Here is a 23291-nt window from a genome sequence, read left to right as displayed (position 1 = left end):
GTTCGAAGAACGGCTAGGAGTCGTCCTCGTAGAAGGCGAGAGAGCGGCGGATGGTGTCGGATATCGCAGTCAGCAAATCATCGGTCCAGCCTCCGAAGCGGCGGACCGAGACGGTGTTGGAGAACACGTAGACCGAGGTGAGCGACGGGGTCACCTCGAAAAGTGCCGCCGCCAGGCGAGCGGGGAAGGTGTCGGCCTGCCCGGCCGCCTCGGCGCTCCGGTAGGTCTCACCCTCCTGGCCCGAAAGGCTCCGGTCGGTGTCGAACACCGCCACATCCCCCAGCAGTAGGTGATCAACCTCGATCAACTGGCCCAACTCTCTCCTCTCACATCAAGCCCCGGAACTCTAGCGGGGTGTGTTGCCGCCTCTCCACCTCGCCCTCAGCCGCTCGCCGATCACATGCAGCTTGACCAGGTTTGTCTTGGCCTGGGTGTTGGGAGGTGTACCGGCGATCATCACCACGCCCTCGCCGCGCTCGCACACCCCCTCCTTCTCGAGATGCTTCTCGGCGGCGGCGAACATCAGGTCGGTGGACGCCCTAGGCTCGAACCGGATCGGGGTGACTCCCCAGAAGAGGGCCATGCGGCGCCTGATCCTCCCGCTCGGAGCAAAAACCATGATGTCCGCCGACGGCCGGTACTTCGACAGCAGCCGGGCGGTGCCACCCGACTCGGTGAAGGCCACGATGGTCCTGAACCCGAGGTTGCGGGCCGCCTCGGTAGCTGCCTTGGCGGTGGCCGAGGCAAACGTCATCGTGCTCTCCAGGAACTCTATGGCATCACCGCCCGCCATCTGCTGATCCCGGTAACGCTCGGCCTCCAGACAGATGGAGGACATGGCCTCGACCACCCGCGCCGGATGCCGTCCCACCGCCGTCTCCGCGGAGAGCATGACGGCATCGGTACCCGAGGCAACCGCGTTGGCCACGTCGGTCACCTCCGCCCGGCTCGGTCGCAACGATGTGACCATCGACTCCAGCATCTCGGTCGCGGTGATGGAGATGAGCCCGGCCTGGTTGGTCCGATGCAGGATGTCGGCCTGCACGTTGGGGATCGTCTCCAGCGGCAACTGGACGCCCAGATCGCCGCGGGCGACCATCACGCCGTCGGCCTGTTCCAGAATCGAGTCGAGATTCTGGTACGCCCGGGCCAACTCGATCTTGGCGATGATCGGAGTCGCGCCGCCGGCCAGCTCGCGCACCTCCGTGATGTCCTCGCCCCGCCTCACGAACGAGGCGGCCACGTAGTCCACGCCCATCCGCCGGCCCAGTTCCAGGTCCTTGCGGTCCTTCTCGGTCACCGGCCCGATCTCGAGATAACTGTCGGGGAACGCGATCCCCTTACGGTCGAGAAGTTCGCCACCCCGGTCGATGTGAACCGTCAACCCCTCACTGTCCCAGCCGGTGACCCGGCCTTCGATTAGGCCGTCGGACAGCACCACCCGCGCCCCCGCGCCCACGTCGTCGAGCAAGCGCGGATAGTCGACCGGGATCAGGTCCGGGCCGCCCTCGTCCCCGGTCACCGCAATGCGAACCCTCGCCCCCGGCGCCAGCTCGACCGAGCCCCCGCTGAAATGGCCCACCCGCGTCTTGGGTCCCTGGATGTCCTGGAGGATGGCGATGGAACGGCCCACCTCGGCGGCGGCCTGGCGTATCCATTTGATCATCTGGATGTGGGAGTCGTGGTCGCCGTGGCTGAAGTTGAGCCGGGCAACGTCCATCCCGGCACTCACCAACCAGCGGACCGACTCGAGGTCGGCCACCGCCGGGCCCATGGTCGCCACGATCTTCGTCCTGCGCCGCACGGCCCCACGTTAACCCTGATCAGTCCATGGTCCCCGCACCCCGCCCCGCTGCGAGCCGGATCAACCCCGTCATCGAGGCGGTGGCTGTGTTCATCCGCCTCGGCGACAGAATGGACAAGACGGGTAACCAGGTCTCCGGCGCTTCTACACTGCGAACACCCCCGAGACGGAGGACAGTTGCTCTCACTTAGCGGATTGAACTGGCCGGCGATCATCGTCGCCGCCATCGCATTCTTCGGCTTGGCCGCCATTTGGTACCAGCCGAGCGTCATGGGCAAGAAATGGATGGAGGCGGCCGGGGTCGAACCGTCGTCCGACGGACCCAAGCCGGCCTTCTTCGTGGTCACCTTCGTCGCCTACCTGGTGATGGCGACCGTGCTGGCGATGATCGCACGCGGCGTCGGCGCTTCCACGTTCGGTGAAGGACTGGTCCTGGGCCTGCTGACCGGATTTGCCTTCGTAGCGCTGCAAGCCATGGTCAATGCCATATACGAAGGCCGGTCGAAGTGGATCGTGGCCGCCAACGGCGGGATCGGCATCATCGGCCACACGGTGATGGCGGTGATAGTCACCCTCTGGGCGTGATGGCGCCGACCGGCGCATAGTGGCTCCCGGTCTTTGGCTCACCGCTTCCGGCGACCGCCGTCCGGGGGCGAGGACGGGCCGTGACACAAGGGGGTTGAAATGTGTCACAGACCCGTCGCATACTGCCGGGCGGCCACAAGCACCACCGGTCTCTTGCCCATCGACGTCGAGGGGACCGGATCTGGGTTCAATCAGGGAGCGACCCCGTCGGGGGATAGCGGGACGCGTTCGGACCGAAGGAGGTGGTGGCTGGGGGATGGGCCCGCTGGGGAGGGCCGTGTCGGCTTGATTTTCGCGTTCTCGGAGATGGGCCGTGTTGGGCCGGTTTTCGCGTTCTCGGAGGTGGGCCGTGTTGGGGCGTTTTTTCGCGTTCCTCGGCGCCTGGGGTATGGGTAAACGAACCACCGGGTCATTACAGCTAGCCGAGTCCTCCAGGAAAGGCCGCTAAATCGCAACCACGTACCTGGCGAGATGCTGTCCGGTGAAGGTCGAGCGGGCTGCGACGAGGTCGGCCGGCGTGCCCTCGAACACGACCCGGCCCCCATCGTGGCCGGCACCTGGACCGAGGTCGATGATCCAGTCGGCGTGGGCCATGACGGCCTGGTGGTGCTCGATCACGATCACCGACTTACCCGAATCCACGAGTCCGTCCAGCAGCCCCAGCAGATGGTCGATGTCGGCCAGGTGAAGCCCGCTGGTCGGCTCGTCGAGCACGTAGACCCCTCCTGTCTCCGCCATGTGGATGGCCAGCTTCAGGCGCTGCCGTTCGCCACCGGAGAGCGTCGTCAGCGGCTGGCCGATGGTGAGATAGCCAAGTCCGGCCCGGGCGAGCCGGTCGAGGATACGGTGGGCGGCCGGGACCCTGGCAGCGCCGGCGGCGAAGAACTCCCTGGCTTCGGTCACCGGCATCGCCAGCACCTCGCTGATGTCCCTGCCGCCAAGGCGGTAGTCGAGTACCTCGCTCTGGAACCGCTTGCCCTCGCACTCCTCACATGTGACCGGGACGCTGGCCATGATCGCGAGGTCGAAGTCCACGATCCCGGCGCCCTTGCAGTCGGGACAGGCGCCTTCGGAGTTGGCGCTGAACAGGGCAGGCTTGACGCCGTTGGCCTTGGCGAACGCCTTGCGGATCGGACCGAGCAGGCCGGTGTAGGTTGCCGGGTTGCTCCGCCGGGAACCCCGGATCGGGCTCTGGTCGACGGTCACCACACCGTCCCGGCCCGAAACCGAGTTGCTGATGAGCGAGCTCTTGCCGGCCCCGGCCACGCCCGTCACCACCACCAGCACCCCGAGCGGGATGTCCACGTCTACATCCTTGAGGTTGTGGGCAACGGCCCCGCGCACCTCCAGCGCCCCGGAGGGGACCCGCACTGATGGCTTCAACGAGGCCCGGTCGTCAAGGTGCCGCCCGGTCGTGGTGCCACCGGATCGCAACTCCTCGACAGGACCCTCGAACACCACCTCGCCGCCGGCACTGCCGGCGCCCGGGCCCAGATCGACCACGTGGTCGGCGATGTCGATCACCTCGGGCTTGTGCTCGATCACCAGCACCGTGTTGGACTTGTCGCGAAGCCGCAGCAGCAGGTCGTTCATCCGTTGGATGTCATGCGGATGCAGCCCGATCGTCGGCTCGTCGAATACGTAGGTGACATCGGTGAGTGATGATCCGAGGTGGCGGATCATCTTGGTGCGCTGCGCCTCGCCGCCCGACAGCGTGCCCGACGGCCGGTCGAGGGACAGGTAGCCGAGCCCGATCTCCACGAACGATTCGAGCGTGTCCCCCAGCGCCTCCAGCAACGGGGCGACGGATGGCTCGTCCAGGCCGCGCACCCACCCCGCCAGGTCCGAGATCTGCATGGCGCAGGCATCGCCGATGCTGATTCCCCCGATCCTGGACGAGCGGGCCGCCTCGGATAGCCGGGTCCCGCCACAGTCGGGGCATGCAATGTAGGTGGCGGCCCGGTCCACGAACGCCCGGATATGGGGCCGCATCGACGCCCGGTCCTTGGAGAAGAACGACTTCTTCACCTTCAGGATCAGCCCCTCGTAGGTGACGTTCATGTCCATCATCTTGACCTTGACCGGCTCCTTGTACAGGAAGTCCGCCCGCTCCGTCTCCGAATAGTCACGGATGGGTTTGTCCGGATCGACGAACCCCGACTCGGAGTACGCCCGGACCGCCCAGCCGCCCTTCTTGTACCCGGGGATCGTGATCGCCCCCTCGGCCAGCGACTTGGAATCGTCGAAGAGTTGGGTCAGGTCGATGTCCGACACCATCCCCCGCCCCTCGCAATGCGGGCACATCCCACCGGCGCGGCTGTAGGTCTTGCGCACCTTCTTGCTCGAGCCCTTCTCGATCGTGATCGAACCGGCGGCCCGCACCGACGGCACGTTGAAGGAGAACGCATTGGGAGGCCCGATATGCGGCTGCCCCAACCTGCTGAAGAGGATCCGCAGCATGGCGTTGACGTCGGTGGCCGTACCCACCGTGGAGCGGGTGTCAGACCCCATCCGCTCCTGGTCGACGATGATGGCCGTGGTCAACCCCTCGAGCACATCGACATCGGGCCTCGCCATGGCGGGCATGAAACCCTGGGCGAAGGCGCTGTACGTCTCGTTGATCAACCGTTGCGATTCGGCGGCGATCGTGTTGACGACCAGAGAACTCTTCCCAGATCCCGACACCCCCGTGAACACCGTCAAGCGGCGCTTCGGGATCTCGACACAGACATCCTTGAGGTTGTTCTCCCGCGCCCCGGTCACCCGGATCGAATCGAATCCAGCAGCAACAGCCACCCGGACCACGCTAACCCTCGAAGCCCCCCGACCACAACCGACGTTTCACAACATCCTCCCCACCCTGGCGCGCCGGCTCGCCAGGGCGAAAGAAACGCCCGAGTACTCGACTCTTCTACACTGCAAGAGCCCTGAGAAGTGGCAGTCTCATGAGCAGTCCGAAGACCATGCAGCCCAACATTCTCCTGGTGATGGCCGATCAGTTGGCACCGCACTTCACGGGTGCTTATGACCATCCGCTGGTTCGCACGCCCGCCATGGATTCGTTGGTGGAGCGCGGCGCCCGCTTCGATGCCGCCTACTGCCCGTATCCTCTGTGCGCTCCGTCGAGGTATTCGATGCTGACGGGCCGGCCCGCCACGGCCATCGGCGCCTGGGACAACGCCAGCGAACTGCCCTCCTCGATACCGACCCTGGCTCATTACCTACGTCTGGCCGGCTATCGCACCTCTCTCTCCGGCAGGATGCACTTCGTGGGACCCGACCAGATGCATGGCTTCAACGAACGCCTCACGACCGATGCATACCCGGCCGATTTCGCCTGGACCCCCGACTGGGACGCGCCCGCGGAGCGCATGGACAAGTGGTGGCACAACATGACCAGCCTTTCCGAAGCCGGTCAGGCGATGGCCACCTATCAGATGGACTACGACGAGGAGGTCGGCTTCGCAGCGGTGCGGCACCTCTACGATCTGGCCCGGGACACCGACCGGCGGCCCTTCTTCCTGGCGGTGGCTTTCATACACCCCCACGACCCGTACGTGGCCCGCCCCGAGTGGTGGAACCTCTATGACCACGACGACATCGACCTGCCCGACGTCCCCCCGCTCGAATCGCTCGACCCCCACACGGTCCGCATCCGCCGCGGTATCGAGGCCGACACGGTCGGCTACACCGAGGCGCAGGTCCGCAACGCCCGGCACGCCTACTACGCCAACACCAGCTACGTCGACTCGTGGTTGGGCACCCTGATGCGGGTGCTGGAGGAGACCGGCCGGCTGGACGACACGGTCGTGATCTTCACCAGCGACCACGGTGACATGCTGGGCGACCGCGGGGCCTGGTTCAAGATGTCCTTCTTCGAACGGTCGGCCCGGGTTCCGCTGATCATGGCGGGACCGGACATCTCCAACGGCGTCGTCCCCAATGCCTGCTCCCTGCTGGACATGGTGCCCACGCTGCTCGACGTCGCCTGTGGCAGGGGCCGGCAACCCGAGCCGGCGGCCCCGCCGGCCGGTCGCAGCCTCTGGGAGAGCGCCACAGGCGGCCACGACCCCGTTGATGAGGCCACCAGCGAGTACACCGCAGAGATGGCCTCCCACCCTATGTTCATGATCCGCCGGGGACGCCACAAGTACGTCCACTGCGACAGCGACCCCGCCCAACTGTACGACGTGGAAGCGGATCCTCTGGAACGGGACAACCTGGCCGGCCATCCCGAGCACCGACAACTCACCGCCGATTTCGCCACCGAGGTAGCACAACGCTGGGATAGCTCCGCCATACGCGAGCAGGTGCTGGCCTCCCAGCGGACCCGCCGGCTACTGAACGCGGCAATGCAGACCGGAGAGCCGGTCTCCTGGGACTACTCCCCCACCCGGGACGCATCCAACGAGTACGTGCGCAACCACATGGATTGGAGCGAGGCAGGCCCCCGCCACCGCTTCCCCCCACTCCATTGAACGACACCGCCGGTGCTCCAAGGGTGACATTCACACATGCCGCAATGTCAATCGCAAGAGGAGGCTGACCCGGATCGTCGCTGTTGCGACCTACCGGGCCTCTGCGTGGGTGAGCAGCACTCTCCATCGAATTGCTCAAAGATGAACATCATCTCCAATGAACCCCCGGAGAATCGTGCGTCATGCCTGGTCTCCCACCTGCCCGGGGCAAGCTCCGCTGGTCGAGACGACTCCGTGGCGGTGATAGTCATGCTATTGCGTTCGAAGGGCCGCATGTTCGACCGGACCTCGTCCTCCTGCTCCGCCCAGTAGTTCTCTTCATAGAAGACCATCAGGGTGTCGACGTCGTACGCGACTCCGATATCTCCCGGTCCGGATTTGCATTCGGGTCCCGATCCGACTGATCAGTCTCCGCTCTTTGCCGCTTGGAGAACGCTGCGGGCTGGTGCCCCTCCCCCGAACGATTGGAGCAGGCGGTACCGGCGCGTGTTGCGGAAATCACACAAGAGACGACCCGAAAACGACACGGCCAGCCCGCTTGACCATACATCTGTGATATATTTCACAGCATTTCATAGGTAACGGTCCCGCGGGGTCGGCCGGGGATGACGAATGTTGAATCGGGGTCTTCGAAAAGATGGAAAGGGCTGAGTCAGCAGCCATGTCCAGCAGGTACAGCAACCTCGACACCACCAGCCTCAGCAGCCGGTACGTACCCAACGCCGAGGTGCGCGTAGCGATGTCCAGTGCAGGACGCTCCGAGCGTTGTCCCGGCGCGCTGCGCCCCGCCCGGAGCCCTCTACGCTGCCGGCTCAACCGTCAACACCAGCCGACCCTACTGGTTCACCGAAGGCTTGACCCTGGTACGGCGGGGACTGCAACGCCGCCCCCCAAGTGCATCCGGCCCCCCACGTTCGAGCCGGACCTGTTCCGAGCCCGCTTCACCCTCCTCCGCCGCGCGGATCAGCTCAGCGACGGGCACCACAAGCATCTGGATGGCTGCATCTCAGCACTCGAACGAGGCCGAGAACACAACTACCACCTTGCCACCAAATACGAGAACCGGCTCCGAAGCCACCAGCCCCACCAGTCCCCCCCATCACCGATTTGACAAAACATAGGAGCATCATGAGCCCCGCACCGACCACCAGAAACGCCCAAATCCCACGTTTTAGCGAAGCCTCAAGGGTATCCGGTGAGTTCATGAGTAGCGGAACCCCTACTGTCCGGCTTGCCCCACGACTTGGGCTGGAGCTGTTGCTCGTGTTGCTGGGTGCCATCGCCTTTGTCATCGTCGCAGTGCGGCCGGCATTGGCGCAATCCCCGCCGACGATCTCGATCACATGCCCGGACAGTGTTCCCGCGGTTGCACATGGCGCTTGGGGCACCGGCGCAGTGGAGTGCACGTTCACCGCTTCCGCAGTGCCGAATGGCGCCGTGTCAGTCAAGTATCAAGTCAGTGGCGTTGGCGACCGCAGCTTCGAATACGAGCGATCCATCGATGTTACAGCGACTGTGACAAAGGGTCTCGTTCACTATTTCCGGGACACCACCACTGTCACGGTGAGGCTCTTGGGAGGAACCGGTTACACGCTCGCCAACCCCAAGGAGGCGGTCATTGCCATTGGTTCAACGCCAGACAGCGGGACCGGAGTTGGCCTGAAAGTGAATGAGCCCGGAGCGCTCGATGGATACACACTGCTGACCGGTACATGGCACAATCGCTACTATCTGATCGACAATCAAGGACGAGAAGCGTACCGATGGGACCATAGCGGAGCGCTCGGGAAGTTGCTCAACAGCGGTAATCTACTCACCGGTCATACCGGGGCTGATATAGCTGAGCTAGGCCCGGATGGAACGTCCGCCTACGAATATACTACCGATGCCCAACACCACGATGTAGTCAAGCTGTCGAACGGGCACTATTTGTTCATAGGTTCCGCCTATTACTCCAGGGCCGAATCGATTGCTGCCGGGGCGGACCCCTCCTGTCTAGGGCAGGAAGGGCTGGAGGTTGACGAGGTGATTGAAGTCGAACCCACAGGAACAAGCGGCGGAACAGTAGTCTGGAAGTGGAGTGTGTGGGATCATCTGATTCAGGATCACGATTCCAGCAAGAGCAACTATGGGGTAGTCGCTGACCATCCTGAACGAATCAATCTGAACCATGGCTTGTGCGAATTGAGAGATTCTTCCAATGCGTTCATCAAAGATCCACATCATCATACGCATATCAACTCGATAGACTACAACGCATCTCTTGACCAGATTCTCATCACGTCCCGCCATTTCAGCGAGGTTTGGGTTATAGACCACAGCACTACAACGGCGCAGGCTGCCGGCAGCACAGGCGGGAACAGCGGCATGGGCGGCGACCTGATATACCGGTGGGGCAACCCGCGCTCCCACAAGGGTGGAGCCAAGATCACCCAGGAGCTGTTCTTCCCGCATAACGCCCATTGGATCCCCGAGGGATTGCCGGGCGCAGGCCATATTCTTGTCTACAACAACGGGCACGAACATCCCGGTTTCCTGCGGGACTACGCGACTGTAGACGAGGTTGTATTCCCTGCCTCCGGGCACAATTATCTGCGGGCCGGAGGCGACTATATGCCGCCGACTACCGTCTGGACCTACAGGCTGGCGGAGCGCACTTGGATACTGTCCAATGCGCAGCGTCTGCCCAACGGCAACACCCTAGTGACGGAAGGTTTCTTCGGCAGGATCAGCGAGATAACGCACAGCGGCGAGGTCGTGTGGCATTACGTATCCCCGCTACTGTCGGGCACCAATGTGCGAACCGGGGACGCTGTTCCTGATGACCGGAACGGCATCTGGGTGTACCGAGCGTACAAATATGCTACGGACCATCCCGGCATTCAGGCGTTGACTCTGGTGCCGGAGAGCGAACGACTGCCCATCGGGGGGTCGGCTTGCGTCGTGACCCCGACCTCGGACGATCTGATCACCCTGGTTCGGAGCTACCACGACGGCAACAAGCACAGGGCGGACTACAGCCACAACTGGTTCCGCGTGCTGATCGCGTTCGGCGCGGAGACGTCCGACACCCTTGAGCCGTTCACGGCCGCCGAGGCCAGGCAGTCAGAGCAGATCTGGAGCGGATGGTCGCCGGTTCGCGAGGAATTGGAACGCCTGGAGGCGGAGGCTGCGCAATGTGGGGGAGCACCATCGGTGCCGTCGGTCAGCGTCACGGGCGGCAGCGGAGTGACCGAAGGCACCGCCGCCACCTTCACGGTCACAGCAACACCAGCTCCCACGGCCAGCATCACCGTGAACGTCAGCGTGTCATCGGTCGGCGGCTACGCGACCGCCGCCACCCGAACGGTGACCATCCCCACGACCGGCTCGGCGACGCTGAGCGTCGCCACGATCGGCGACAGCCTTGACGAAGCGGACGGTTCGGTCACGGTCACCGTCACAGCCGGCACCGGCTACACCGTCGGATCCTCGAGCGCCGCGACCGTCACCGTCACCGACGACGACACGGTGCCGTCGGTCAGCGTCACGGGCGGCAGCGGGGTGACCGAAGGCACCGCCGCCACCTTCACCCTGACGGCGACACCGGCGCCGAGCACCCCGATAACGGTGAACGTCATCGTGTCATCGGTCGGTGGGTACGCGACCGCCGCCACCCGATCAGTGACCATCCCCACGACCGGCTCGGCGACGCTGAGCGTCGCCACGATCGGCGACAGCCTTGACGAAGCGGACGGTTCGGTCACGGTCACCGTCACAGCCGGCACCGGCTACACCGTCGGATCCTCGAGCGCCGCGACCGTCACCGTCTCCGACGACGACGGAACAGCATTGCCGTCGGTCACCGTCAGCGGCGGCAGCGCGGTGACCGAGGGCGGCATCGCCACCTTCACGGTCACAGCAACACCAGCTCCCACGGCCAGCATCACCGTGAACGTCAGTGTGTCATCGGTCGGCGGCTACGCGACCGCCGCCACCCGAACGGTGACCATCCCCACGACTGGCTCGGCGACGCTGAGCGTCGCCACGATCGGCGACAGCCTTGACGAAGCGGACGGTTCGGTCACGGTCACCGTCACAGCCGGCACCGGCTACACCGTCGGATCGTCGAGCGCCGCGACCGTCACCGTCTCCGACGACGACGGAACAGCATTGCCGTCGGTCACCGTCACGGGCGGCGGCGGAGTGACTGAGGGCGGCGTCGCCGTGTTCACCATTACGGTGTCACCGGCGCCGAGCGCCCCGATTAGGGTGAACGTCATCGTGTCATGGGTCGATGGACACGTCGGCAGCCGAACGCTGACAACCACCTCGACAATCCCCACGACCGGCTGGGCGAGGTGGGGTTTCGCCACGTTCGGCGACAGCGTCGACGGACCGGACGGTTCGGTCACGGTCACCGTGACGGCCGGCAGCGGCTACACCGTCGGATCACCGAGTTCTGCGACCGTCGTCGTCTACGATGATGACGAACCAGCCCAGGCCGTCGAAGCCACGGTGCTATCGGTCCCCGTCACAGACGGCAGCGTGGAGGGGCATGTTCCTCGGTTGAAGCTGGGGACGATCCAGACGCTGTTCGCTCCGAACAAGGCGGCAGAGGATGCTCCAGCTTACGACTACATGAACGACCACGCGGTCTATCGGGATGTCAACGGAAAATGGCATGTCATCGGTGTCGCCAATACAGCTCCTGGCCGGACTGAGGGTGAGTTCCAGTTCGCCCACGGGGTAGCCGATTCGCTGTTGGCGTCCTACACCCGCAAGCCAGACATCGACCCAACCGGACCGAGCACCTGGGCATTTGCTCCGCATATCATCACGTCCAACGGGAATGCCTACATGTTCTATGGGCCCAGGTTTTGGGGGCTAACCATCTCTTCTGACATGGAAACGTGGGCCAATCAGACGTTGAATGTCAAATATCCTAACCACGGGCGGATCAGGGATAGTACAACGCCGAGAGATGCGATGGTTCTCGAAGATGGCGACACATATTATAGATACGTTACTAGTCTTGATCCGACGGCGGGCAATCAGAATGTCGTGGATGTGTTGAAGTCGACTGATTTGATCAACTGGACCTATGTTGACCACGCGCTTACTCTGAGCGGCAACGCTGTCAAGACATCGTGGTCAACCGCGGAGTCGCCATTCGTTGTGAAGTATAGCGACTTGTACTATATGTTCGTTACAGTAACTAATACCAACCGTAACAATGACAACTACCATCAGACATTGGTCTTCAGGTCAGACAACCCTACGGACTTCGGCGACTTCAATGGCAACAGGGCCAACCCTCAAGGTACGCAACTCGTAACGGAGTTGCCCGTACACGCGCCGGAGGTGATTCTGGACCCCAGTACAGATAAGTGGCATATCACCACTACCGGTTGGGAAGGCCGTCAGGGATACGAGGAAGCCGAAGACGGGGTAGCGATTATTGAGATGGAATGGGTCACCGCGCCCGCCAACGAGACCCCCATTTCGATCGCCGGCTGGACGCTTCGTAGGGTGTCCAGCCAAGACAGTAGCCACCCTGGTTCGCACGCCTTTGACAACAACCCGACGACCTACTGGGAGTCGGGTGGTGGCAGTCAACCCCACACGCTCGATATCAATTTGGGGGCCACCTATGACCTGAATGGTTTCGTTTATGTGCCTGAACCCCATGGTGATAACGGCGGGCTCAACGGAGTAATCACGCGCTATGAGCTTTATGTCAGCGCCAATGGAGTGAACTGGGGTGTTCCGGTGGCGTCCGGTACATTCGACAACTCCATTATCGACAACAATGCCCGCAAGCTGGTGACCTTCTCAACGAAGCGAGGTCAGTACATCCGGTTTGTATCGACTGCTGCCGTAGGGGGGACTGTCTCCCGCGTGCAGGATCTAGGAATGCTAGGTCGTTTAGCGTGATAGGTTGTTGGTATGAGCCTTCCTGCAGCCCCGCTGAGAGTTTCCCGTGACCAGCGCGACGAGTTGGAGCGGTTGAGGCGTTCGGGTGTGACGCCTCAACGGGTGGTGGGCCAGGTTGAGGTGTTGTGGCCCTGCGCGAATGTGGGTGCTGGCGGTGAAGTCCTTGGTTAAGGGTGAGGCCCCACTGAATCCGATGAGCCATTTTGGTGATCGCCGTCACCTGGAGGGGTTACGGAGCTGCTCGACCTGATCGACGCCGCGGGCGGCAGGTGGATCCTGGTCGGCAACGAGGTCGGCCAAGGAATTGTGCCCGCGTCACCGTTGGGGCGGGAGTACCGCGACGTACTGGGCCGTGTGAACCATTGGTAACGCCGAGGGCGGATAAGGCCCACCTGATGGTCGCCGGCCTGGCGCTGGAGCTCAAGTCCCTCGAGGGCCGGTCGTCAGGCCGGGGCCGGGGGAGTGCCGTTCTCGACCAACCCCGATGAACGCGCCCGTCGGCCACCGTCGCCGGGCGTTCCGGGCGGCGCCGTTCCCGAACGTGTGCCGACCACCATCGTGCCGGCGATCCTGTCATGCCATCCGCGGCGATCGGGGGCGAACAGCGGTGAAATGGCTATCAAGAGGGTGAGGACAACTCCGAAGGGTATGAATAGGGGAACCCAGAGAACAGCCCACCTGGCGCAGGATCTGCCCCAGCCGGGGGGTCCGCCGTCCTCGAAAGCGACCACATTCACGTTGTTCAGCATCTTTCCCGGCGTTTGCCCGCGGAGGGCGATCAGCGGTACCTCGTAGAGAAGGATGGGTACCAGGAATACGATCGGCCAGTAGAGCAAGAAGACGGCTGCCCAGAGGTCCGAGTCGGGTATGGCAAGGGTCCTGAAACCAGCCCAGCGGTAGGGAGGAATTGTATCGGTTGCTCCCATGTAGAAGAATCCTGCGAACCAACCAGCAGGGAACAAGAGTCCGATACCAGCCGCCAAATGAAGCAGGCTGTCAACGACACGAGCCCGTATACGGGTACCGATTGTAACCGGGCTGCAATCTAGCGCATCCGCTAATTCTTGGTCATCACTACCGTTAATCATGGTCTGCCGCCCGTCCGAAATCTGTATTGCTTATGACGACCGTACCGGCGGCCCTGTCGTACCAACCGCGGCGCCCGGAGTCGAATAGTGGTGATACGACCATCAGGACAAACAACAACGGTCCGATGAAGGGAACAGCGAAAGGAACGTACAGGACAACCCACCTCGCCATAGAACGTCTCCATCCTGGATGCCTGCCATCATCCATACGCACGACCTTGATGTTTGCCAGCGTCTTCCCGATAGTTTGCCCAGCGACCGCCGTAAGTGGTATCTCTACTATGAACAGGAGAATCAAACCGGTGAGGCCCAACTGTAGGGCAGATACTAAAAAGAGAGGCGGCGGAAGATCTAACCACAGTAACAACAGGGCGGCTATTGCCTGCTCGACGCCTTCAAGCGACTCCGGATGACCACCGATCCCGAAGGATCGTTGCCGGCCATAGATCTGGGACCGCCGTTTGTGTACCTCTTCGTATACCTCTTTCTCCGAGAACCCGCGGTGCTCGACTCTGTCTATCGGGGTGACCGCGCGAGAGAAAGCTCGGATGGCCTCTACGGCAGCGTCCGGTGCTTCTCCGACAAACCCGATCCAGGCGGTGTAATCGTCCCTGATTGCGGCACCCGAGAATTCGTAGGGTAGCTCCTCGCGGATCTCGCCGACAAGAGCCCAAAACGGTGGTTGCCAGGCAAGCTTCTCGATCGCCTCCTCGACTGAGATGCCCATGTCCTCGGCCACCCTCTTGTAGGAGTCGAAGAGGAGACCAAACGCGTCTCGTAGAGCTATCTCGTATTGTACGATCACCTTCTCGACTGCGATAACAACATCTTGTTCTACCTGCGGTACTGTGAAGGGACCAACATACTCGACGAGTCCTTCATCACCTAGCTCGACAAACCGCGCCTCCAGAAATCTCAGCCCCAGGACCAGGGCCAGCACCAGGCCCAACCCGACCACCACGTACAGGACCCAGTCGATCGCACGCGCCAGCAGGCGACTACCTACACTCACCGGGCGATACACGATGCCCCCACTCCCAGGGGTGTCACCCACGTCGGGAACAGTGAAACTCGTAACAGCTCGGTACGGTCGATGCCGGTGTCACTGTCGACCACCATCAGCCTCCTCACGGGCCCGCCCGTCCCGCCGCCGAAGACCGGACCGCGAGCCAGCCACCACACACCCGTGACTCATGCCCTTCATTATATGCACTCATCTGAATCCATCTGTAAGTCATATTTTATGGAGCATAACCCACAAATATTGATTGTCCTGAACCAGGTTAAACCGCCGACCTGTACGTGAGTGCCGGTCACTGCGGATTGGGGTCGTAGCGTCTGGCAGGTCGTTGGCCGGGTTGGCTCGTGAACCGTCTGCCACCTCTGGTTGGCCCTCCCAGGGGTATGCCACCCGGTTGGCCCCCGGCAGGGTATGAGCCGAAACATGATGGCCAGGTTGTTGTCGATGGACGAGCATCCCCGGTATCGCCATAAGCCGCGGGGGTCGAAGCTGGACCCGTATAAGGGTATCGATCGCGGTGATCCCGGCGGAGGATGCGGGGTGCCTGCGAAGGTGATCATCGAGCGGCTGCGTCGGTAGGGCTACGACGGTGGGATCACGACCCTGTGGGACTATCTAACCCGCGTGTGTCCGCCTTAGGCGGAAACGGAGGCTGTATCAGCGGACGACGTATCTGCCCGGGGAGATAGCTCAGGGCGACTGGTGGCAGCTGCCGATATCAGTTCCGGTTGGTAGCGGCGCTGCCCGGAACATGTATGGGCCGGTGACCACGCCGCCACACGCGGCGGTGTTCTGCCACTCCAAGACGACGGCTGACCTGTGAGGCGTCTCTGAAGTCGGTCCGGCCTCGGTGGTGTTGCTGAGGGTTTGGTGGTGGATCGGGACACCTAGATTGTGGCGCCGAGCTCCCGGCCACGGTTGAGTTCCAGGGTCGCCGCCTCGACTTCGGAGCGGGCTTGTTGGACCCGGTTCTGTGCTTCCTTGAGTTGGGCCGCCGCCTCGTCCAAAGTTGTTCTGTGCTTCTTCGACGGCTTCCTCGGCTTCGACAACTCGGCTGTCTGTGATCTTGTTCGCGATGTCTTGGGGGCTGATCCTGGAGCTTCGATCCGCGAGTCGCGGAGGCTGCCAGCCTTGGCCATGGCCTCGTTGCGGAGCGTATCGAGAGCTGCCAGGAGCGCGTCGTTTGCGATGCCGTCAGTGCCGGGATGGTGAATGCCTCGTATGCTTGCGCGCTTGAGTCTGTCCTGAGCGAGGGTATAGGCCTCCCATGCGTCGCTTCCTTGGACCCAGAGTTGTCCTTCTCCGTCGGCGGATGCCACTGCCACAGAAGCCGGCACGGTTTCCGCTACCGCTTTGCGGACCGCTTCGATGAATTGCTGGTAGCGGGCCTTGTCGTATGAGCGCCCGCCTGTCGTTCGATCTCGACTACAACTACATCGGTCCGCCGACCGCGAGACGATGAAGGCGAAGCGACCGGTCGTAGAAGAGACCCTGGCCGACGTATTCGCCGGCCACCACCTGTTCGGTATAGCCCGGTGTTCTACTGTTCAACGACGGCGGGCAACGTCAGCACCTGGTAGACCTCCTCGGCGTTGAGGCAGTCGAAGAGCCTGGCGGCTTCGTCGCCGAGCCGGGCGAGCTCGCTCTCTTCGAGCTCGTCCACGTCAAGCGCGCCAAACCCGAGCGCCAGGATGTGAGGGCTATCCGCGACGAGGGTGGCCATGCACACCCCGGCTTCCTCGCGCAGTCCATCGACCCTCGAAGAGGTAAACGCGGCAAAGAGCGCCGTCTTGCTCGCCAGGGTGAGGCAGTCGAGCAGGGACGCGGCAGGCGCGAACGCTTGCGTGACCGTGGCGCCCAGGAACACTGCGAACAGTTCCTCGCCAACCCGTTCTCGGATGCAGGACACCTCTTCTTCGGGGAGCATCCCTACGATGTCCTCCCCGGTGAACGTGTCCTCCTGGTCCAGTCTCGTTGTAAGACGGACGAGCACGTCCACCTGGTCTGCCACTTTGAGGCAGTCGAAAATCGCCTTGCTGGAGTCGAACAGGGCGTCGGCGTCGGTCGCCTCGAATGCGGGGCGCAGCAACTCGAACCGGACGCGAATCACTTCGGGGTTCTCTCGCGCGGCGTCGACACTGCACTCGCGCGCCTCGGGATCGGTTCTTCCGTGATGGGAGTCGATCAGCACCAGGCCCATGAGCACAATGTTGTCGTCGGTCAGACAACCCAGGAAGGAACCCGCGCCTGAAGTCCCGACTTCCCCAACGAGCCGCTTCATGGGGAGTTTCAGCATGGCTCCGTACAGTTGCTCTCCGATCGCAGTGCGGAGGCAGTCTCTTTCGGACTGGGAGATGCGCTCCATGACCTCGCGACCGGTGGTGGTGTCGGTGATGAACAGGTCCTCCAGAGAGCCTGCCGACTCGACCAGCGGTGTCGGCGGCGCAGTCGTACTGGGAGGCGGCGCAGTCGTAGTGGGAGTCTGAGTGGTTTGCGTCGTCGCCACCGTCGGCTGGGTCACGACTGTCGGCTGGGTCGCGACTGTCGTGGGCTCGGCTTCATCGCCGGCCCCGCAAGCGACGGCGACCAATACGATCGCGAGCGCCACGATGGCGGTAGAGAGCCGCGCCGGATTCGGTGTCTTGACCATCATTCCAGTTTAGAGGATCGAAGCCGCCGGCCGCTCGATTCTGGCAGGGGTAAGTTGCACCGGTTACGGAAAGCGAGGTTGGGGCCTAACGGGGGTTCTTGAGTGGGTAGAGATGCATCATGGGGTCTTGACACTATAGGGCGGCGGACGAAGAAGATGATTAGCGGCTACGGACTTCACAGGCAATTAGACAATTCGAGCGCTGTGCTGGTCGCCGTATTGCCCGGTCTGATTTCTGATCGCACCCTGGCTGCTGCCAGTTTGGCCATTCCCCCCTTCCGCCCTCTGAGCATCCCCCTTTGCGTCCCACACCAGAGTGGAATCACTCCAGACAAGACGGAACGCCGAGCAACCCGTGCGGCATGGCAGGTCTGGGCTGCGCACAGATGAAGTATGGGTCAGAAAGGGCGTCTGACCTAGGAGTATTGTGTAGTCCCGAAACGAGCCGGGACTACGGGAAACGCTATGAGATGTGGCTCCGGGGGTGGGACTTGAACCCACAACCAACGGATTAACAGTCCGCTGCTCTGCCGAATTGAGCTACCCCGGATGGAATCGGCCCGCCATGGTACCAGCCGGTTGACGAAGGCCTTGGCGCTCAGGCACCGCGGAGGTAGCTGTGCATCCGGCGGCCGCCGTTCTGGCTACGCATCTTGCGCAAGGCTCGAATCTCCAACTGGCGGATCCGCTCCTTGGTCACCCCCATCCGGTCGCTGACCTCCTGGAGGGTCCTGATCCGTCCGTCGGCCAACCCGTATCTCATCGTGATGACCTTCCGTTCCCGATCGTCCAAGCCCTCCATCGCCAGGGCCACACTCTCCTGCATGAGCATCAGGGTCGCCCCATCCTCCGGCGCCGTCTCCGCATCCTTGTCCTGCACGGTATGTCCGAGGGTGAGATCGTCAGAGTCGCCCACGCTGGCATCCAGTGACAGCGTCCCGCTGGAGAGCTCGGCCAGCTTCAGTACCCGATGAACAGGCAGATCCATCTCGGCGCCCAGTTCCTCGATGGTGGGCTCGCGGCCCGACTCCTGGTAGAGCCGCAGTCGCGTGGTGCTCAACCTGGTCAGCTGCTGTGACAGACCCTCCGGGACCCGGATGATCCTCTTCTGCTCGTTCAAGGCCCGGCTGATCGTCTGGCGGATCCACCACGTCGCGTAGGTCGAGAACTTGTAGCCCCTGCGGTAGTCGAACTTGGCGGCCGCCCTCATCAGGCCCACGTTGCCCTCCTGGACGAGGTCCAGCATCGACACACCCGGGATGACGTACCGCCTCGCCACCGAGACGACCAGCCGGAGATTGGCCTTCACGAGCCGTTGCTCGGCCTGTTCGCCCCAGCGCATAATCGCGGTCAACCGCCGGTACTCCTCATCCGGGTCGGCCGGCCCGGCGGCATCCAACTCGGCCAGCTTGGCTCTGGCCTCGACCCCGGCATCCTTCGCCATGCCCAGGTCGACCTCCTGGCGAGCGGTGAGGAGCGGGACCCGGCCGATCTCCCTGAGGTACTGGTCGACAGGGTCGGCCAGGAACTCGGCAGTTTCGGCCTCCAGATCGTCCCAGAAGCGCTCCGGGTCATCGTCCACGACCTCTATCCCGTTGTGACCCACGGCCTCGAACGCTTGGTCGAGTGCCGAGCCGGGAGCACCGGCCACCTCGAGTTCCAATTGGATCTCGGCCGAGGTGACGAACCCCCTGCGCCTCCCCCGCTTCAGCAGTTCCTGGATGGCCGCCTGCGTGTCCGAGCCCAAACCTACTCCTTATGCCGCCTCAGTGTCCCTTCTCCTGTAACGCTATCAGTTCTGCAAGGGCTTGGGTATAGGCCTCCGGGTCTTTTTTCTGATCGATCCCCTCCAGTATCACCAGAATCTCGTCCTTACGGTGCCCCACTGCCCGTGCTTCGAGATGTGACATGACGTCTTCAAATGGAAGCAGCGGGGTAGCCATGACAGCCAGCCGGCGGGCCATCGCCGCCATGGCCTGGTCCTTGAGGCCGTCCAGCGGAACCGGAATTCCCTTGTCCAGGTGTCTTCCCTCGGCGAGCAGCCAGCGAGCCAGGCTGACGGCCTGATCGTGCTCGAACAGCTCCGGCCGGACCCGGTCGTGCTCCGCGGTCCCCCCCATGAGGTGGCGAAGCAGATCCCGTTCCGACCGGTCCATCCGGCCGGAGGCGACGGGCCGGGTCGGGACCGGTTGCGCATCCGCTCGGCGACCGGCAGGAGACCGGCTTCGCCTGCCGGTTGTGGCGTTCCGCTCGATCTCCGCCTGGACGAGGTCGATGCTCATGTGGGTACGCCCGGCCACGTAGAGGGCATGCTGGTAGCGTGCGGCCGCGTCAGGATGGCGGGCGATCAGTTCCGCCGCCTCCCTCATCGCCCGGGTGCGCGCCTCCCTCTCCCCCAGGTTGTGCTGCTCCAGCAGCCGGTTGATCCGGAACTCCGTGATCGGCGCCGATCCGTCGACCGCTTCCCTGAGCAGATCCCCCTTGTCGTCGAACACCAGATCGGCCGGGTCGCGGCCCTCCGGCATGACCGCCACGCGCAGATCCAGGCCCAGGTCGGAGGTGATGCTGAGCTCGTCGCCGCGTACGGCGGCGCCGGCGCCCGCTGCGTCGGCGTCGAACGCCAGCACGATGCGGCTGGAGAAGCGGCGGAGCAGGTCGAAATGGGCTTCGCCGAGTGCGGTCCCGCAGGTCGCCACCGCCAGGGGAAGATCGGCCAGATGGAAGGCGATCACGTCCGTATATCCCTCGACCACCACCCCCAGCTCCTCCCGGCTGATCGCGGACCGGGCCTTGTCCAGGCCGTACAGGAGCTCGCTCTTCTTGTACAGCGGGGTTTCCGGCGTGTTCAGGTACTTGGGTCCTTCGCCCCGGAGGAGGCGACCCCCGAAGCCGACCATGTCGCCCCGCACGTTGTGGATGGGGAACATCAGCCGGCCCCTCATCTGGTCCATCAGCCGTCCGCTTCCCACCCTTCTCGCCAGGCCGGCCCTAAGGATGTCCGTGTCCTTGTAACCGAGGCCGCGCAGGTGGGAGATCAGGGCGTCGGGCCGGTCGGGCGCGTAGCCGAGCTCGAACCGGTCCACCACGTCGACCCCGTACTTGCGGCCCCGCACGTAGGACCGGGCATGTCCGGCATCGTCGGCCGACTTGAGACGGTCCCGGTAGTAGCGACCGGCCTCGGCCACCGCCTCGATCAGCCGGGACCGCCGTTCCCGGCGCTGCGCCGCCCGGGGATCGCGCCGGATGACCACGCCGGACCGCTCGGCCAGCATCTCCAACGCCTCTACGAACGACAGCCCCTGGGTCTCCTGAACGAACGTAAAGACATCTCCACCGACACCGCAGCCGAAGCAATGGTAGAGACCGCGGGCCGGGTCGATCGACAGCGAGGGGGTCTTCTCAGTGTGGAACGGGCACAGGGCCTTGAAACTGCCCCGGACCTTTCGGACGGTGGTCACTCCCTCAAAAAGTTCGACCAGGTTGACCGCTTGGCGGACACGCTCCAGGTCGTCGCGATCGGCTGCCATACCGTCGAGTGTACGTCTGCGAGCCGGCGCCCGGGGCTCAGACCCCCGTCGCGACGGCCACCAGATCGATCACCAGCAGGATCTCGTCCGCCACCCCGCTCACGCTGGGGACGTCCGGGATGTTCAGGCCGAAGTCGGATCTCAGCACCGTGGCGGTTCCGGTCACCTCCACCCTCTCCCCGGACACGACCGTCACTGCGGCGTCGAAGGTCACCGGTCGGGACACGCCGCTCAGGCTGAACGTGCCTGTGATCCGGAGCGGCACCGGCTCACCCATCGTCACGAGGTCGGGCAAGCCCTCGATGTCCACCGGCTCGAAGGTGGCGAACTCGTTCTCGTCGCGGGACGATCCGAGGATGGGCCCCCGGATGGCCCTGTCCCGGAAACCGGAGTCTGTGGCCAGGGTACGGACGTTGATCACGACCGTACCCAGCTGCGAGACGGACGGATCGTCGAAGTCGATCAGGACCTCCCCCGCCACCTCGGTGGTGACCCCTACCACCCGGAACGGATTGCCGTTGAGGATCTCGTCGATCTCGAAGCTGACCGAGGACTCCGCCTTGTCGAGCTGGTAGAGGACGGCCGATGCTTCCGCCTCGCCGGCCGGTTCGGTGGCCTCGACACCTGCGGTGGCCGCTGTGGTCGCCGTGGTCGCCGTCGCGGCGGTCGTGGAGGGGGCGGCGGTCGTAGAGGGGGAAGTGATAGGGGGAGCGGTCACCTCGGTGCTGGGCTCGCCACTTCCGCCGGAGAACCACACGTACGCGACGGCACCCAGAACGATCACCGCGAGCGCCGCCAGGGCGAGAACTATCCGTCTGACCATCCGCCCTACATTCCCTAACCGTCGCCGAGGCGCTCGCCCAGGTAAGCGCGCAGCTGCCCGATCCCGACCCGATCCTGTGCCATCGTGTCCCGGTCCCGGACCGTGACCGCCTCGTCATCCAGGGTGTCGAAGTCGACCGTCACGCAGTAGGGCGTCCCGATCTCGTCCTGGCGCCGGTAGCGCCTTCCGATCGCCTGCGTGATGTCCACCTCGATGTCCCAGCGGGGACAGAGGGCGTCGGCCACCCTACCCGTCACCTCGACCAGGTCGGGCTTCTTCGAGAGGGGCAACACCGCCACCTTGATCGGAGCGAGGCGGGCGTCCAGCCTCAGCACCGTGCGGGGCGCATCACGGACCGTATCCTCGTGGTAGGCGTCGATCAGGAAGGCGAAGGCCGCCCGGGTCGCTCCTGCCGCCGGCTCGATCACGTACGGGAAGAAGCGCTCGCCGGCCGCCTGGTCGAAGTAGCGCAGATCCTTCCCCGAGACCTCGGAATGCCTGCGCAGGTCGAAGTCGGTCCGGTTGGCGATGCCCTCCAGTTCGTCCCATCCCCACGGGAACCTGTAGTCGACGTCGTAGGTGGCGACCGCATAGTGGGCCAGCTCGTCCTCTTCGTGACGGCGCAGCCTGATGTTGCCGGGGTTCATGCCCAGGTCCAAGTACCACTGGTGCCTCTCCTCCACCCAGTACCGGAACCAGTCGTCGGCCTGATCAGGATGGGTGAAGAACTCCATCTCCATCTGCTCGAACTCCCGGGTCCGGAAGACGAACTGTCCCGGAGTGATCTCGTTGCGGAACGACTTGCCGAGCTGAGCGATCCCGAAGGGAACCTTGAGCCGGGACACCCGCCGCACGTTCTCGAAGTTGGTGAAGATGCCCTGAGCGGTCTCGGGACGCAGGTAGACGAGGTTGGAGTCGGAGGCGACCGGGCCCATGTGAGTCCTGAACATCAGGTTGAAGTCGCGAGCATCCGTGAAGGAGTCGCGTATGCCGCAGGTGGGGCACCGGTCCGGGCTTTCCAGGCGGTCGAACCGGTGCCGGGCGTGGCAGGAGACACACTCCACGAGAGGGTCGTTGAACTGGCCCACATGCCCTGAGGCTTCCCAGACCCGGGGCGACTGGATGATCGCGGAGTCGAGTCCTACCACGTCGTCACGAAGCTGGACCATCGACCGCCACCACGCCGACTTCACGTTGCGAAGCAGGGCCACGCCGAGAGGTCCGTAGTCGTAGGCCGACCGGAGGCCGCCGTAGATCTCCGATGCGCGGAAGACGAAGCCGCGTTTCCCGGCCAGGTTCACGATCGTATCGAAACTGGGAGCGGCCATCAGGAACCTCAACCGGGAGAAGGTACGGGGATCGGAACGATGGTACCCGGCCCTGACCGGATACCCGGCAG

15 protein-coding genes and 1 tRNA gene are annotated in these 23291 nt (G+C 63.8%); 4 read left to right on the top strand and 12 right to left on the bottom strand.

What is annotated here, in order from left to right; genetic code table 11:
* Positions 1-13: 13 nt before the first annotated feature.
* Together ACOQPD_RS00645 and pyk are read right to left on the bottom strand one after the other, a co-directional pair.
* Positions 14-307 (bottom strand): hypothetical protein, encoded by a 294-nt coding sequence (locus tag ACOQPD_RS00645; protein WP_420612983.1) that lies wholly within the window; start codon positions 305-307, stop codon positions 14-16.
* A gap of 39 nt (positions 308-346) precedes the next feature.
* On the bottom strand, positions 347-1804 hold the full coding sequence (gene pyk, locus ACOQPD_RS00640; protein WP_420612982.1) for a pyruvate kinase: 1458 nt from the start codon (positions 1802-1804) through the stop codon (positions 347-349).
* Between the two features lie 177 nt (positions 1805-1981).
* Here pyk and ACOQPD_RS00635 point away from each other — a divergent pair, with 177 nt between their 5' ends.
* Positions 1982-2389 carry a DUF1761 domain-containing protein gene (locus ACOQPD_RS00635; RefSeq protein ID WP_420612981.1) on the top strand — a complete coding sequence of 136 codons (408 nt, stop codon included), beginning with the start codon at positions 1982-1984 and terminating at the stop codon, positions 2387-2389.
* A gap of 444 nt (positions 2390-2833) precedes the next feature.
* On the opposite strand, the gene ACOQPD_RS00630 is transcribed toward ACOQPD_RS00635, so the two are convergent.
* Positions 2834-5185, bottom strand: a complete 2352-nt coding sequence (locus tag ACOQPD_RS00630) for an ATP-binding cassette domain-containing protein (protein ID WP_420612980.1) — start codon at positions 5183-5185, stop codon at positions 2834-2836.
* A 149-nt stretch (positions 5186-5334) separates the two neighbouring features.
* Between ACOQPD_RS00630 and betC the strand changes: the two genes are divergently transcribed.
* The 3 genes from betC (at position 5335) to ACOQPD_RS00615 (ending at position 13152) form a co-directional block, all read left to right on the top strand.
* Positions 5335-6867: a choline-sulfatase gene (gene betC / locus ACOQPD_RS00625; protein WP_420612979.1), complete on the top strand. Its 1533-nt coding sequence runs from the start codon at positions 5335-5337 to the stop codon at positions 6865-6867.
* Between the two features lie 1128 nt (positions 6868-7995).
* Positions 7996-12783 carry a discoidin domain-containing protein gene (locus ACOQPD_RS00620; protein ID WP_420612978.1) on the top strand — a complete coding sequence of 1596 codons (4788 nt, stop codon included), beginning with the start codon at positions 7996-7998 and terminating at the stop codon, positions 12781-12783.
* 237 nt (positions 12784-13020) lie between these two features.
* On the top strand, positions 13021-13152 hold the full coding sequence (locus ACOQPD_RS00615) for a bifunctional adenosylcobinamide kinase/adenosylcobinamide-phosphate guanylyltransferase (RefSeq protein WP_420614407.1): 132 nt from the start codon (positions 13021-13023) through the stop codon (positions 13150-13152).
* Positions 13153-13226: 74 nt separating this feature from the next.
* On the opposite strand, the gene ACOQPD_RS00610 is transcribed toward ACOQPD_RS00615, so the two are convergent.
* From ACOQPD_RS00610 to ACOQPD_RS00570, 9 genes are all read right to left on the bottom strand, one after another.
* Complete coding sequence (locus ACOQPD_RS00610) at positions 13227-13871, bottom strand: RDD family protein (protein ID WP_420612977.1); 645 nt, start codon at positions 13869-13871, stop codon at positions 13227-13229.
* The gene (locus tag ACOQPD_RS00605; protein WP_420612976.1) at positions 13864-14811 is read right to left on the bottom strand and encodes an RDD family protein; all 948 of its coding nucleotides are present in this window, start codon (positions 14809-14811) and stop codon (positions 13864-13866) included. The genes ACOQPD_RS00610 and ACOQPD_RS00605 overlap by 8 nt, the downstream gene beginning before the upstream one ends.
* A gap of 968 nt (positions 14812-15779) precedes the next feature.
* Complete coding sequence (locus ACOQPD_RS00600; protein WP_420612975.1) at positions 15780-16211, bottom strand: hypothetical protein; 432 nt, start codon at positions 16209-16211, stop codon at positions 15780-15782.
* A gap of 221 nt (positions 16212-16432) precedes the next feature.
* Positions 16433-17542, bottom strand: coding sequence for a hypothetical protein (locus ACOQPD_RS00595; protein ID WP_420612974.1), 1110 nt, complete (start codon positions 17540-17542; stop codon positions 16433-16435).
* 473 nt (positions 17543-18015) lie between these two features.
* Positions 18016-18092 (bottom strand) — tRNA-Asn (locus ACOQPD_RS00590).
* Between the two features lie 48 nt (positions 18093-18140).
* A complete protein-coding gene (locus ACOQPD_RS00585) occupies positions 18141-19289 on the bottom strand; it encodes a sigma-70 family RNA polymerase sigma factor (protein ID WP_420612973.1) in 1149 nt (382 codons plus the stop codon).
* Positions 19290-19308: 19 nt separating this feature from the next.
* Entirely contained in the window at positions 19309-21069 is a 1761-nt protein-coding gene (gene dnaG, locus ACOQPD_RS00580) for a DNA primase (protein WP_420612972.1), read from the bottom strand.
* Positions 21070-21106: 37 nt separating this feature from the next.
* Positions 21107-21892: a YceI family protein gene (locus tag ACOQPD_RS00575; RefSeq protein WP_420612971.1), complete on the bottom strand. Its 786-nt coding sequence runs from the start codon at positions 21890-21892 to the stop codon at positions 21107-21109.
* Between the two features lie 14 nt (positions 21893-21906).
* Complete coding sequence (locus ACOQPD_RS00570; RefSeq protein WP_420612970.1) at positions 21907-23220, bottom strand: glycine--tRNA ligase; 1314 nt, start codon at positions 23218-23220, stop codon at positions 21907-21909.
* Between the last annotated feature and the right edge of the window lie 71 nt (positions 23221-23291).

The sequence above is a fragment of the Candidatus Spongiisocius sp. genome, from assembly GCF_965221825.1.
Taxonomy (GTDB): domain Bacteria; phylum Actinomycetota; class Acidimicrobiia; order Spongiisociales; family Spongiisociaceae; genus Spongiisocius.
This window is presented reverse-complemented; position numbering and strand designations above follow the sequence as displayed.